The organism is Streptomyces phaeochromogenes, assembly GCF_001418655.1.
Classification (GTDB): Bacteria; Actinomycetota; Actinomycetes; order Streptomycetales; family Streptomycetaceae; genus Streptomyces; species Streptomyces phaeochromogenes.
In genome coordinates this window covers 1-13,145 of record NZ_LIQZ01000593.1, presented here as the reverse complement: position 1 = coordinate 13,145, position 13,145 = coordinate 1, and the positions used below count along the sequence as shown (strand labels likewise).

The 13,145-nt window shown below is 69.4% G+C and carries 12 protein-coding genes and 2 pseudogenes; 8 read left to right on the top strand and 6 right to left on the bottom strand.

Features of this window, described 5'->3' with window-relative positions:
- Nucleotides 1-1,027: AfsR/SARP family transcriptional regulator (locus tag AOK17_RS46385; RefSeq protein ID WP_245697866.1), on the bottom strand; the 1,027-nt coding region annotated here is incomplete at its 3' end.
- Nucleotides 1,028-1,397: 370 nt separating this feature from the next.
- On the opposite strand from AOK17_RS46385, the gene AOK17_RS46380 reads away from it, so the two are divergent.
- A complete protein-coding gene (locus AOK17_RS46380; protein ID WP_245697864.1) occupies nt 1,398-2,213 on the top strand; it encodes an IclR family transcriptional regulator in 816 nt (271 codons plus the stop codon).
- A 123-nt stretch (nt 2,214-2,336) separates the two neighbouring features.
- Here the strand turns inward: AOK17_RS46380 and AOK17_RS46375 are convergent, their stop codons facing one another.
- Nucleotides 2,337-3,149, bottom strand: a complete 813-nt coding sequence (locus tag AOK17_RS46375; protein WP_055618661.1) for a transthyretin-like family protein — start codon at nt 3,147-3,149, stop codon at nt 2,337-2,339.
- An 852-nt stretch (nt 3,150-4,001) separates the two neighbouring features.
- On the opposite strand from AOK17_RS46375, the gene AOK17_RS46370 reads away from it, so the two are divergent.
- Nucleotides 4,002-4,436, top strand: a complete 435-nt coding sequence (locus tag AOK17_RS46370; RefSeq protein WP_107102678.1) for a GNAT family N-acetyltransferase — start codon at nt 4,002-4,004, stop codon at nt 4,434-4,436.
- Nucleotides 4,437-5,414: 978 nt separating this feature from the next.
- Entirely contained in the window at nt 5,415-5,810 is a 396-nt protein-coding gene (locus AOK17_RS46365; protein ID WP_055618659.1) for a VOC family protein, read from the top strand.
- Nucleotides 5,811-6,030: 220 nt separating this feature from the next.
- Here the strand turns inward: AOK17_RS46365 and AOK17_RS46360 are convergent, their stop codons facing one another.
- Nucleotides 6,031-6,900, bottom strand: a complete 870-nt coding sequence (locus tag AOK17_RS46360; protein WP_055618658.1) for a ketopantoate reductase family protein — start codon at nt 6,898-6,900, stop codon at nt 6,031-6,033.
- Between the two features lie 70 nt (nt 6,901-6,970).
- Here AOK17_RS46360 and AOK17_RS46355 point away from each other — a divergent pair, with 70 nt between their 5' ends.
- Entirely contained in the window at nt 6,971-7,600 is a 630-nt protein-coding gene (locus AOK17_RS46355) for a TetR/AcrR family transcriptional regulator (RefSeq protein WP_055618657.1), read from the top strand.
- 89 nt (nt 7,601-7,689) lie between these two features.
- Here the strand turns inward: AOK17_RS46355 and AOK17_RS53860 are convergent.
- A pseudogene (locus AOK17_RS53860) lies at nt 7,690-7,813 on the bottom strand (IS630 family transposase); the annotation flags it as partial.
- Between the two features lie 123 nt (nt 7,814-7,936).
- On the opposite strand from AOK17_RS53860, the gene AOK17_RS54230 reads away from it, so the two are divergent.
- A complete protein-coding gene (locus AOK17_RS54230; protein ID WP_157881553.1) occupies nt 7,937-8,170 on the top strand; it encodes a transposase in 234 nt (77 codons plus the stop codon).
- Between the two features lie 136 nt (nt 8,171-8,306).
- Here the strand turns inward: AOK17_RS54230 and AOK17_RS46345 are convergent, their stop codons facing one another.
- On the bottom strand, nt 8,307-9,266 hold the full coding sequence (locus tag AOK17_RS46345; protein ID WP_055618655.1) for a helix-turn-helix domain-containing protein: 960 nt from the start codon (nt 9,264-9,266) through the stop codon (nt 8,307-8,309).
- 237 nt (nt 9,267-9,503) lie between these two features.
- Between AOK17_RS46345 and AOK17_RS46340 the strand changes: the two genes are divergently transcribed.
- From AOK17_RS46340 to AOK17_RS46330, 3 genes and pseudogenes are all read left to right on the top strand, one after another.
- Entirely contained in the window at nt 9,504-10,349 is an 846-nt protein-coding gene (locus AOK17_RS46340; protein ID WP_055618654.1) for an SDR family oxidoreductase, read from the top strand.
- Nucleotides 10,350-10,424: 75 nt separating this feature from the next.
- Nucleotides 10,425-10,904 (top strand): annotated as a pseudogene (locus tag AOK17_RS46335) (nitroreductase family deazaflavin-dependent oxidoreductase); the annotation flags it as partial.
- Between the two features lie 379 nt (nt 10,905-11,283).
- On the top strand, nt 11,284-12,264 hold the full coding sequence (locus AOK17_RS46330) for an aldo/keto reductase (RefSeq protein ID WP_055618662.1): 981 nt from the start codon (nt 11,284-11,286) through the stop codon (nt 12,262-12,264).
- Nucleotides 12,265-12,643: 379 nt separating this feature from the next.
- Here AOK17_RS46330 and AOK17_RS46325 read toward each other — a convergent pair whose 3' ends face one another.
- Nucleotides 12,644-13,141, bottom strand: coding sequence for a peptidylprolyl isomerase (locus tag AOK17_RS46325; RefSeq protein ID WP_055616825.1), 498 nt, complete (start codon nt 13,139-13,141; stop codon nt 12,644-12,646).
- Nucleotides 13,142-13,145: the final 4 nt, after the last annotated feature.

Genomic DNA, 13,145 nt, shown 5'->3' with positions numbered 1-13,145 from the left:
GCGCCCAGTGCACGGCCAGCGCGGTCTTGCCCACCCCCGCGGTGCCGGACACGGCCGAGATCACCACGGCCGACGGCTGGTCCGCCGCCGAGGCGAGGATCTCCTCGAGCCGGGCGAGCTCCTGACCGCGGCCGGTGAATCCGCGTACGCCCATGGGCAGTTGTACGGGGGCCCCCGCGGGCCACGGTGTTGTCGCCGACGGCGGCTGAGGCGGGGGAGAGGCGGTGGGAGCTGCGGCGGCCGGTACCTGTGGCGTCGGCCAGGGGGAGGGTCCGGGCAGGTCCCCCCGCAGGATCGACTGGTGTACCTCCCGCAGTCCTGAACCGGGGTCGGCGCCCAGTTCCTCCGCCAGCCGTTGCCGGAGGGTCGCGTAGCAGTCCAGCGCCTCCGCGCCGCGTCCGGCGGCGTGCAGCGCCTGCATCAGCGCCTCGGTGAGGGGTTCCACCAGGGGATACTCGCCGAGCAGTTCGGTCAGTGGGCCGACCACGGTGGCGGGGTCGCCGACGCGCGACTCCAGGTGGGCCCAGCCGACGACAGCGTCCACGCGTTGCCGCCGCCATGCCTCGCGCACGCGCGCCGCCCACTGCCCGCCCAGTCCGGCCAGTGGCTCCCCGCGCCACAGGCCGAGCGCCTCGCGCAGCAGGGCCGCCGCCCGCGCCTCGTCCGCCCGCCCCGCCGCTCTGGCCCGGCCGACCAGTTGCCGGAACCGATGTACGTCCACGCGGTCCGGGCGGGCCTCCAGAACGTATCCGCCCGATCGGCGCACCAGTCGTAACCGGACGTCCCCCGTGTCACCGGTCTGCTCGCACAGTCTGCGGATCCGGGCGATGTGGGCATGCAGCGCACGCCGCGCCCCGTCCGGCGGATCCGTTCCCCAGACCCGTTTGATCAGTACGTCGGCCGCGACAGGCCGTCCGGTGTCCACCGCCAGCGCCGCCAGCACGGCCCGGCGTTGTGGGGGGCCGACCTCCGCCGTGCGGCCCCGTACCGACAGTTCCACCGGACCGAGAAGTCGCAGTTCCACCACGGCGCCCACACCCCTTGTGCAGATTTGCTTCACCTGTTGCGCACATGCCGGTGCTGGGCGACAACCTATCGACAACATCCCGACCCACACCCGGACTTCAGTCTGAATATGCACAGTCGGTGTCCAGGGGCAGGTGGTGTCCCCGCTCGGGCGGCGATCCGCGCACGAGTTCGGATCGGCTTCGTATCCCTTCTCCGGTCCGGTCCGGTCCGGTCGGATCGGCGTCCACGGACTCGACTGTCGCGCTGGATGTGTTGACGAGCCGGTGGGGCGGCAGCCGTGCCGGGACGGAGAACGGCCGGTTCGAGCACGGGCGGCGGGGGCCGTCCGCTCTACGGCCGCGCGTGAGGCGGTATTGGGGGAGATGGGCGTGAACGAACAACGGGGGGCGACAGCAATGGAGACGGGTGAGTTATCGGTGCGGCAGCTGGATCGGCCGTCCGGACCCGGGTCCGGGTACGTCGCAGTCCAGTCGCCGTCGCCGTCGTCGCCGGACGGCAGTGGGCGGAGCGTATTGGAGGGCGCCTTCGAGCTGTTGGCAGCGGTGGAGCGGGCCGGAGAGGCCGGACTGACCAAGCTGGCGTCGAAGTGCGGGCTGCCGAAGACGACCGCGTACCGACTGCTGGAACAACTGGTCGAGCTGGGTGCCGTGGAGCGAAGCGGTGGGGGTTACCGGATGGGCCCGCGGCTGTTCCGGCTCGGGCAGGGGTGGCAACCGCATCCCGGGCTCCGATCCGCTGCGCGAGAGCCGGCGCGCCGCCTGGCGCGCGCCACAGGCGCGGTGGTGGGGCTCAGTGTGCTGCGGGAAGGGCAGACGCTGGTCCTGGACTGGACGGCCTGCGAGACCGATGAGGTGTTCGGACCCTTGCTCAACGACATGACCTGGCCGTGGTTCACCGCGGCCGGCAAGGTGCTGGTGGCCGGGGCGAGTCCTCAGCTTCCCCTGGGTCCGCTGCCCGCGTCCTGGCATCGGGAGGCGGCGGCGATCCGGGACCGGGGGGTTGCGTTCGACCGGGAGGAACTGGTGGCGGGTGTGTGTTGTGTGGCGGCGGTGTTGCACGGCCCGGGAGATGTCCCGCTGGCGTCGTTGTGCCTCGTGACGGATCCGGCTCACAGCCTGGACCGGCTCGCAGGCGTCGTTCAGCAAACGGCAAGGACCATCAGCGCGACGCTGCGCGGCCGGTGAACCAGTTCGCCGAGTGTGCAGGGGACACCCCTCGCTTGTGCGGGCGTGCCCCCTGCGCCGGGTCTGCGGGCCTCATTCCGGGGACTACGGCTCTCTTGGGCCGTAGTCCCGCCGTCCGGACGGCTACCTGCGGGGGAGCGAGGTGTTGGTGATCGGGAGCGGCTGGTGCGCGCCCGCCACGTAGAGGTCCGTCGGTGCGGTGCGCAGCTCGAACGTGTCGTCGTAGCCCGAGACGCGCACGGACATCACGAAGAAGCCGTCGTCCTCGGCGGTGGTCTTCACGTCGTACTCCTGCTCCCAGTAGGTCTGCAGGAAGACCTCGGTGCCCTGGGGTTCGACCCCCTTGGGGAGGGTGACCCTGCCCTGGACGGTGAGGATGTCGCCCGCCTTCACCTTCTTCTTGTTGACCTTGTAGGTGACGGAGCTGGACTTGGGGTTGGCGGCCACGGTGGTGTCCGCGTAGTAGCCGTCCTGCGGGGTGTTGAGGTCGCCGTCCTCGTCGTAGAGGGCCGTGATCTGCACTTCGTGCTGGACGTTGAGCAGGCTGCTGCCGGTCACGTGGTCGATGTCGACGTCGGGGACGGTGAACTTCCCGTCGGCGTCGGTGACCGGTTTGCCCAGGTCGCGCGGCTCGTAGTAGGTGGGGTCGATCGGGTCGCCCCATGGATTCCAGGTGGTGAAGCGGACGACCTCCTGGACGGTGACGGGGATGTTGGGCTCCGGGGTGCCGTCGGCCTTGGTGACCGTGCCGGTGACGTCGACGCGGCGGTTGTCGTAGTCGGTGCTGTTCGGGTTGGTGCTCACGGTCAGTACGTAGGCGTCGCCGGGGGCGGCGTCCGAGGGCTTCGCCGAGGCGGTGGGCGCGGACAGGGCGCCTGCGGCGAGCAGGAGCACGGTGGTGGCGGCAAGCCGCGTCGGAAGGGACGTTCTGGGCACGGGTCAACTCCAACTTGGGCCGGGACTGGAGGAGTTGCGCCGGGCGGCACCGGTTCCGCCGCGGCGCATGTGTGCGACACACCAGGTGCGACCGGCGACGTGAGGCGGGAGTTGTAACTGCGCGACCCCTGTTACGCGGCTGTGGCAGGAGGTGGTTTTGTCCAGGTTGCGGGTTCACCTGGACGTCGGCTTCAGGCTGTCCCGTGTTGCCCTCGGCGGGTGGATGTGGGGGAGGTGGGGGAACCGGGAGCGTGACCCGCGTTGCGTCAACGGCTTGGAGCACGCCTCGGTCAGAGGCCCACGGACATGTGTCTCGTCCGTGAGCCATGTCCCGGCTGCGGTGCGCCGCACGGTCCTTCGGCGGTATCCGCGGCGCTGCTCCACTTCTCCCTTTCCCGCGTCGGGGATGCGGTCCCGGTGGCCTTCGCGGACGCTCCCATAGGCGTCGATGTCGAACAGTGGCCGTCCGCCGGCAGGGCCGTCGAGGTGGCACAGATCCTTCAACGGACGGAACGCGCCGAACTGTAGGTGCTGCCGGCCCGAACTCCGCGCCGCTGTGGCCCGTTTGCTGGGCGCGGAAGGAGGTGCGTCGCCGACCTGCTCACGCTTCCTTGGTATGTGGCAGTCCGCACAGCGGAATTGGCCTAGAGAGGTTGATAAGGCTAGCCTTACTTAAGTCGTCCCGTAGGGGCGGTCGGCAGCTGCCGCTACTGGGGCTCCGTTTCGGGAGCTTTTACACCCGCGAACGGTGCGACCTGAGGAAGGAACGCCTTGACCACGGCCACGCTGCCCGCCGCCCCACCAACGCGCGAAGCCCCCGCCATCGAGTGGCGCGGGGCTTCCGGATTTTCGGTGAGGCGGGCGCGCGAAGGGGACGGCCCTGCGCTGGCGGAGCTTTCCCGGCCGTTCGTCCGCACAGGCGCGCTCCGCGGTCGCCCCGCCTCTCTCTATCAGTCGAAGGCGTTGGACTTTCTCGTCGCCCAAGCCCCCGAGGGAGACCTGGAAGGCTGTCTTGGATTGAGCGAGCACGCTTCGGTCGGAGTGCTGTACAACTTCTGCGTCGCCGACCACCGGCAGGGCTCGGGCATGGGCAGTAGCCTGCTGCAGGCCGCGTTCGCCCGGGCGCGCAGCCAGGCGCTGACCATGCTGTTCACCGCGACGACCGGAAGCGGCCGGCTCTTCCTGAGCCACGGCTTCCGCCCGGCCGACCCGGGGCTGGCCCCAGCCGCCTGGGCCCGGGCCCTGGACCCAGACCGCAACACACGCGTTCTGGCCCGCACTCTGTAGACAGCTGGGGGTGAGGGGTGGCCTCGTACCGGGTCCTGCCCCCAACCGGTCAGTCGTATCGCACGTGCGGCCCGTCCGGACCACGGCGGCCACCGCCTCCGCCAACTCCTCCATGTCCCTGGCCGCCAGCCGTGAGACCGGCAGACATGCACCGGTCGGCGACTCCACCCGGCAGCGTGGCCCGGGTGAGACCGCCCACCCGGTGGTCTGTAGACGTGCCACAGCGTCTGTCTCGTGGGGCACCGGCACCCACACGTTGAGCCCGCTGCGCCCGTGGGCCGAGACCCCGCCGCTCCAGCGCGGCGATCAGTGTCTTGCGCCGCCGTCGTACGACCGTGCGATGGCGGCGCTGTCCGGTGTGCCGCGCTGCCGCAGGCTCATGACCGTGTACTGCGGGAGCCCGCTCACCCACCCGGGACCGAGTTGATGGCGTCCCGCCACCCGGTCCGCAGTGACCCGGGTGGAAGTGAATACCGCGAGCCGCGGGTCGGGTCCGTAGGCCTTGGGCGTCGACCGTATGTACGCCCACCGCGTCGGTGGAGCCGGCCAGGGGCTGCAGGGGTTGTCCGACGATGCGGTGTCGGCAAGCTGGTCGAGCTGATCCGGATGCGGCGCCGTGCCCTTGCTCAGCCCTGCGTGTACGCGTTCTTCATCACGTCGACCAGGGCGCCCCACACATCCGCACTGCCACGAACTCCCCATCGTCGTCAGGCTGTTCACGACTACCTGGCCCTACCCGAAAGGGCCGCCCGTCACACCGGAGCAGCAACGGGCCTCAGTGTCTGTCGCCATTAGGCGCGCGTTCGATCAGGACAGAGCGGACGGCCGACGCAGACCTGTTCCTACAAGGGTCTTCTCGTGTACCTGATGCCGGGTCAAGCCCGTCTGATGTTCCTGGTCAGACAAGGCGATCTCGGAGCTGTCGGACGGATGGCACAGCCAATACTCTGAGCCCCGTCCGTACTATCTGGGAGGGTCGTGACAAGCAGGTTCACCGAGCTGGCCGTTGACTGCCATGATCCGGAGAGACTCGCGGCCTTCTGGTGCGAGGTCCTGGACTTCAAGGTGATCGACCGGAGCGAGTGCAAGGTCGAGATCGGCTCCTGGGTGCCGTCCGTCGAGGGTGTTCGGGCCCGCCAGATGCCGCCCACCTTGCTGTTCATCCAGGTGCCCGAGGGCAGGACCGTGAAGAACCGGCTTCCTCTCGACGTCAGCCCGATCGACGGCAGCACTGAGGACGAGGTGACCAGATTGCTCGGCCTCGGCGCCACCAAGACGGATGTGGGCCAGGGCTCAGACCGAAACTGGGTGGTCATGGCAGACCCCGAGGGCAACGAGTTCTGCGTCCTGCGCACCCTGGCACCGCAGAACTAGTGCCGCATCGACCAACGTTCGCCCTGTGGTGCCGCGCTGTTTGAAGGTCGTGGCCGCAAGGGGAGCGGAAGCCACGCCAACTCCGAAGGCCGGACGCTCCGTTGCTGCCGAAGCGGCCATGAGGTCAGCGGTTGCCGTCCGTGGAGCCGCCGGAGCTGGGTTCGAGGGGCTGTGGGATTGGCGGTGATGTGTGTGGTGCGGTTTCGCCGCCCTGGGTCGCTCAGCGGGCTCCCGCCGGGGCACGGAGCTGTTCGGCCAGCCGCTCGAGTTCGGCCGCCGTGGCGGGTGACAGGTCGCTGAGCCCGCTGTGCACGGCCGTCGGGCTCTTCAGGAAGCGCCGGAGCACGGCCACGAGGAGCCCTTGCGGCAGAGCCCGCAACGCGGCGAACGCGCCAGGTACCGGCGGCGTCTCCATCGCGGCGAGGTTCTGCCGCATGAGGTGGAGCATGCCGCGGACCGCGTCCGGGTCATCGGCCAGCACTACCGGGCCGCCCGCCGCGTGTACCGCTTGCCCGAGCGGGACCTCGAAGGCGGCGTGCGTCCTGAGCCAGGCATCCATCTGCGGCTCGGCCTTGGCGTTGATCCCGGCGGTACGGAAGGTCTCTACGATCCGTTCCAGTCGCGGGGTGGTACGGCCGTCGGGCTCGCCGATCGGCATCGCCACCCGGCGGGTTATGAAATTGCTCTTGCGGTAGTGGATCACGTCGCCGTCCATCGTGCCGCCGGTCGTGGGGAAGCCGAGCAGCACCCGCTCGTGGCCGATCACCGCACCCAGCGTCTCCGGGCCGGCGGCCCAGTTGAGCAGGAACAGCACGTCACCTCGGACACCGGCGAGTGATTCCAGCACTGCATCCACCTGGTGGGTACGGACGAAGACGGTGATCAGGTCGTACCCGCCGTCCGGGTGCTCGACCACCGGTACCGGCACCCGCCTGACAGGGCCGTCTTCCTCGGCGAGCTGCACTCCCTGCCGGCGCAGGACGGTCAGGCGCTCGCCCCGGGCGAGGAGCGACACGTCGTGGTCGGCCTCATGCATGCGGGCGGCGAACAGGCTGCCGCAAACCCCGGCGCCGTACACGAGCAGCTTCATGACAGTCCTCTCTCATACGTTCGTTTGACTCATACGTTCGTTTCATTCAAACATATGTATAGTCCCTCGTGTGGCGACCACAGACACCCGCACCCAGATCCTCGACGCGGCCGAGCACCTCTTCGCCGAGCACGGATACCGCGGCACCTCGGTCCGCGCGATCACCAAACTCGCCGGAGCGAACCTGGCCGCCGTCGGCTACCACTTCGGCTCGAAGGCGGAGCTGATGGCCGCAGCCGCCCGCCGCGTGATCGAGCCCATCAACGCTGCCCAGTGCGCCGGGCTCGACAAATTGCTCGCCCGGACCCCCGACCCACCGGTCGGCGAACTGGTGGAGGCATTCGCGGGGCCGCTGTTCGACGAGATGCGGGCAGGTGACGAGGGCGGTGCCCGGACGTCCCGGCTGATCGTGACGATCCTCAGCGATCCGGCCGAGGAGGCACGCAGCTGGACCGGCCCGGCCGAGGACTCGGTCCGCGAGCGCTACCTCGCAGCCTTCGCGCGCGCACTGCCCGGCCTTTCCCCGCAGGAGCTGCGGTTCCGGATGCGGGGGATCCTCGCCGTGACAGCCGTCGACCGCCTGGAGGTCCACCAGCAGCCCTCCCCTGGCTGCGCGTCCCCGGTAGCGGGCGAGGCGGCCCGGCGATGGGCGATCACGTTCCTGACGGCCGCAATGAGTGCGCCACCGACCCGGACCTGACGACCCAAGACAGACGCCGGCGGCGCGGGCCAGGCGGCATAAGCCCTGTGGGCAGGGGCAGTGAGGCGCTTGTCGGCGGCGTTCTTGTGCGCGGACACCAACACCATCTGGGCCCGCCGCCAGGTCACACCGACCCGTGCCCCGGCGCACAATCCGCAGCAGTCGCTGCCCGTCGTCGTCATCGATCTCACGCACCCGTACGCGCTCAGCCACGACGACAGCGTGACGGTGACCAACGCCGGCCACTTCCTTCAAATAGCGTGGCACTACAGGGCGAACGTTGGTTGATGCGGCACTGAGCCGTTTCGTCTGGATCATCGGATCGCTGGTCCGGGCGTGCCGTTGACTGACACGCAGTGGGCGCGGATCGAGCCGTTGCCCCCGGACCGGACGCCGAGGCAGGGTGGCTGCTGGCGGGATCACCGTGAGGTGATCGACGCGATCGTCTTCAAGTTCCAGACCGGAACGCAGTGGGTGCACTTGCCGGAGTTATGGCGGGGGTTGGCAGTTGTCCGTTTGTCCACAGTGCCGCGAGCTGGAGTGCAACGTCACCCCAGCGGTCTCGCGTAGCTGGCGGCGCATTTCTTGGTGAACTCACCGACAGAGCCACGCCTAGCCGGCTGCGCTGTCCTGGCCTCGATATCGGTAGCGGATGTTGCGACTGCTCCGCAATCGTTGCCGCAGATCGACTCGCGTGTCTCGTCGGTCAGTCGGGTGTCTCGGCCGAGTCGGCGGGGTGGGAGTCGTCGGCCGGCGCGGGCCGCTCAACGTCGTCGTTGGTGGCGGCCCAACTGGCCAGCAGGTTCAGGGCGTCCTGGGTGGGTGAGTGGGGCTCGGGGGTGTAGGTGAGGAGGAACTGGCTGGGGCCGTCGGGGAGCGGGAAGGTCTCGAAGGGCAGGTCGAGGTCGCCGACGACCGGGTGGTGGAGGAGTTTCACGCCGGTGGTGTGCATGCGGACGTTGTGAGCGGCCCAGCGGCGGCGGAATTCCTCGCTGCGGGTGGACAGTTCCCCGATCAGGTCCGTCAGTCGCCGGTCGTAGAGATCGCGGCCGGCCTCGGCGCGCAGCATGGCGACGGTGTCGTTGGCGACTTCGTCCCAGTGGCGGAAGAACTCGGTCGCGTGCGGGCTGAGGAAGACGAACCGGGCGTTGTTCGGCGGCCGTGCCGGGTCGGCGTAGACGGGCGAGAACAGGGCGCGCCCGAGGTGGTTGGCGGCCAGAATGTCCCCGCGTCCGCTGAGGATGAACGCGGGTGTGCCGGCCATCGAGTCGAGGACGCGCTGCACCGTGGGCCGCACCCGCTGCTGGGCCGGGCGGCGGCGTGGCGGACGGCTCGTACCGGCACCGCGCAGGAGGTCGAGCAGGTGGATGCGTTCGGCCTCGTCGAGCTGCAGTGCTTGCGCGATGCCTTCGATGACGCTCTCGGAGACGCCGGTGGCGTTGCCGCGCTCCAGCCGGGTGTAGTACTCGCTGGAGATGCCTGCAAGGAGGGCGACCTCCTCGCGGCGCAGCCCGGTGACCCGTCGGCGCTCTCCGCCGTAGAGGGGCAGTCCGGCCTGTTCGGGGGTGACCCTGGCCCGGCGCGTGCCGAGGAATTCCCGGATCTCCGCGCGGAAATCGCCGCGAATATCACGGTTGGTTCCTTGTGGGTCGTTTCTGCCTGCCATGCGCTTCACTCTACGAGTGCTTCCGCCGGGTTGGGGGTCCCTGTCAGTGACCCCCTCATCAGGGACTCCCACGCACGTGTGACAAGCGGTTTTGTTGGTGGTGCACCGACCGCGGCGGTGTGAACCGTCCGGACAGGAGGCGCTTGTGCCGCCGGTCCCAGCCCCCTCTGCGGCGCTGCGCGCATCATCCCCGCACACAGCGGGTGCCGGATCACGGCGCCTGAAAGGAAACCCCCCATGAGCAAGGCCATTCTCGTCACCGGTGCCGGACGCGGTCTCGGCACCGACATCGCCCGCGAGGCCCTCGCCGCAGGCCATCAGGTCGTCGCCACAGGCCGCCGCCCCGACGAGGTCGAGAAGACCCTCGGCGGGCCGCAGGACAATCTGCTGGTCACCAGGCTCGACGTCACCAGCCTGGAGGACGCCGAGGCAGCCGCGCAGGCCGCCGTCGACCGCTTCGGCCGCATCGACGTCCTCATCAACAACGCCGGGAATCTTGTCGCCGGCTACTTCGAGGAGATCTCGCCCGCGCAGATGCGCCGGCAGTTCGAGACCAACCTCTTCGGCCCGATGAACGTCACCCGCGCCGTCCTGCCCGTCCTGCGCAAGCAGCGCGCCGGCCATGTCATCACCATCACCTCTACCGCCGGCCTGGTCGGCATGGAGTTCACCTCCGCCTACGCCGCCTCCAAGTTCGCGGAAGAGGGCTGGATGGAGTCCCTGCGCCATGACGTCGAGCCGTACAACATCCACACCACGATCGTGGAGCCCGGCTACTTCCGTACCGAGCTCCTCGTGGAGGGCTCCACCAACTGGCCCGAGCTGTCCATCGACGACTACGCCCCGCGCACCGCCCCCAGGATCGAGGGCATGAAGAGCATGAACGGGAAGCAGCCCGGCGACCCCGCCAAGCTCGCCCGCGCCCTGCTGGCCATCGCCGGGCAGGACAAGCCGCTGCCGCGCTTCGTCGCCGGTGCGGACGCCATCGAGGCCGCCGAGGCCAAGGCGAAGGAACTCCTCGCCCAGGCCGAGGCATCCCGCGAACTGGGCGACAGCCTGGCCCACGACGACGCCCACGCCTGACCACCACGCCCCGCGGCCCGGCTTGGGTGGAGGACCGCTGCCGGGCGCGTCTTCGACAGCACGGAGAGAGTCAGCATGCCCCTCAAAGGCGATTACGAGCCGAGCAAGGCGCAGTTTGTACGTGCCCAGGTGGAGCTGTACGAGAGCTCCGGCGGTACGCAGGGAACGACGCTGAGTGTCCTGGTCGCACGGGAGGAAGACGAGAGGCCCCGTGACCTGCCCGTCGTCATCCTGACCACTCTGGGCGCGAAGAGCGGCAAGATCCGCAAGACCCCGGTCATGCGGGTGGAGCACGACGGCGTCTACGCCGTCATCGCCTCCATGGCAGGAGTCCCCAAGCATCCGGTCTGGTACCACAACGCGGTGGCCGACCCCCGGGTCGAGCTCCAGGACGGCCCTGCGCGCCAGGACATGCTGGCCCGCGAGGTGACCGGGCAGGAGAAGGCCGTGTGGTGGGCTCGAGCCGTCGAGGCGTTCCCCGACTACGCCGAGTACCAGAAGAGCACGGACCGCGAGATCCCGGTCCTCGTTCTGGAACCGGCGGCCCACGAACACCGACCCGGCAGCCGGTTCAGCCCGCAGACCGCCCCGCCGCCTGGCCCCGGCAACACCAGAGCCGGTCCTCACCTGACAGCGGCCGGCTCGAATGCCCGATGGCCGGCCAGCGCGCACCCGGCTTTCCCGGACGAAGCACATCACGGAACTACCGCGGCATCGCTGCCCTCGGAAGCCCGGCCTACGACGACACGCACGTCTGAGCACCATGCCCCGGCCGAGGCCGCCAGCCGCCGGGTCCACCTGCGGCGCTGAGCCGCTACCGGGAACGACGCCCGCGCCAGCGGCGCACGGACCACCCAAGCATGGCCCACCAACTGGTGGCGCATTCCTCATGAGCACCGACCGGCCTGACGGCCGTCACGACAAGGAGTACCTGATGAAGCACATATCCCTGGGCGGGCTCGATGTCTCCCGCATCGGCCTGGGAGCCATGACCATGGCCGGCACCTACACCACGGGCGGAGGGCTCGACGACGCCGAGTCGATCCGCACCATCCACCGGGCCCTGGACCTCGGGGTCACCCACATCGACACCGCCGAGATCTACGGCCCCTTCCACAGCGAGGAACTCGTCGGCAAGGCCGTCAAGGGCCGGCGCGACGACGTCGTCGTGGCCACGAAGTTCGGCCTCGTCTCCCACTCCGGCGACGGCCCCGGCGTCATCGACAGCAGCCCCGGCAACGTGAAGACCGCGGTCGAAGGCTCGCTCCTGCGCCTGGGCACCGACCACATCGACCTCTACTACCAGCACCGCGTCGACCCCAACACGCCCATCGAGGAGACCATCGGCGCGCTGGCCGAGCTGGTCGCCGAGGGCAAGGTGCGCCACATCGGCCTCTCCGAGGCCGGCCCCGAGACGATCCGCCGAGCACACGCCGTGCATCCGGTGGCAGCGCTGCAGACCGAATACTCGCTGTGGACCCGCGACGTCGAGGCCGAAATCCTTCCGCTGCTGCGCGAGCTCGGTATCGGATTCGTGCCCTACTCCCCGCTCGGCCACGGCCTGCTGACCGGGCAGATCCGCACCGTCGACGACTTCACCGACGACGACTGGCGCAAGACCAACCCGCGATTCACCGGCGAGAACTTCCAGCGCAACCTGCGCATCGTCGACGAAGTGCAGGCCATCGGCGCCGAGATCGGCGCCACCCCGGCCCAGACCGCGCTGGCATGGCTGCTGACCCGCGGCGACGACATCGCCCCCATCCCCGGCACCCGGCGGGTCGCACGCGTCGAAGAGAACACCGCCGCCGAGGTCCTAGAGCTCAGCGCCGCTCAGCTTGACCGCCTCAACAACCTCACACCGGCCGCGGGCGAACGCCACGACGAGGTCAGCATGGCCAGCATCGACCGCTGACCGTTGGCGCCCGTGTGCCCGGATCAGCGGGCACCCGCACCCGCCACAGACCGCCACCGTCACATTGCCGAGAAGGCCTCATTGAGCTCCAACTCGACATGCCCTTCAGTGGCATCAGCGTCCAGGCTGTTCCAGACCATTTCTTCCACAGCTCCCAGCGGGTCCGTGCGTCGCCCCCCCCCGTGACCGCCACCACCATGAGCACCAGAACCGCGCGCCCTGTCCAAAGCGAGGCGTTGCTTAGGGCCTCTTGGCAGCTCGGGGGTGTGACCCCGTTCCGAGCGGTTCCCGCAGACCCTGTTGTGGCCCCGGGCTGAGCGGGCGGATGTGCGGTCGGACGGCCTGCGTTGAGCCGGTTCCGCCGCCCGGGGCGGTGGGGCTACTTCTCCAGGATGCCCGAGGAGGCGATTTCGATCTTCGCGCGGGTGGCGCCGGATCGTGAGCCGAGGGACTCGATCTTCTTTACCAGGTCCTGGCCTTCGACGACTTCGCCGAAGACCACGTGCTTGCCGTCCAGCCACGGTGTGAGGACTGTGGTGATGAAGAACTGGGAGCCGTTGCTGTCGGGGCCGGAGTTCGCCATGGACAGCAGGAACGGCTTGTCGTGCTTGAGCTTGAAGTTCTCGTCGGGGAACTTCTGGCCGTAGATGCTCTTGCCGCCGGTGCCGTCGCCGCGGGTGAAGTCGCCGCCCTGGAGCATGAAGTCGGGGATGACACGGTGGAAGCCGGAGCCCTCGTATCCGAAGCCGTGCTGGCCGGTGGTGAGCTCGCGGAAGTTCTGCGCCGTCTTGGGGACGACGTCGTCGTACAGGTTGAAGACGATCCGGCCTTCGGCGCTGCCGTCAATGGTGATGTCGAAGAAGACGTTGGTAGACATAGGG

Coding starts and splice junctions, on each gene's coding strand:
- AOK17_RS46360 (WP_055618658.1), bottom strand. CDS start 6,900: ATGAAGCTGCTCGTGTACGGCGCCGGGGTTTGCGGCAGCCTGTTCGCC.
- AOK17_RS46345 (WP_055618655.1), bottom strand. CDS start 9,266: ATGGCAGGCAGAAACGACCCACAAGGAACCAACCGTGATATTCGCGGC.
- AOK17_RS46340 (WP_055618654.1), top strand. CDS start 9,504: ATGAGCAAGGCCATTCTCGTCACCGGTGCCGGACGCGGTCTCGGCACC.
- AOK17_RS46330 (WP_055618662.1), top strand. CDS start 11,284: ATGAAGCACATATCCCTGGGCGGGCTCGATGTCTCCCGCATCGGCCTG.
- AOK17_RS46325 (WP_055616825.1), bottom strand. CDS start 13,141: ATGTCTACCAACGTCTTCTTCGACATCACCATTGACGGCAGCGCCGAA.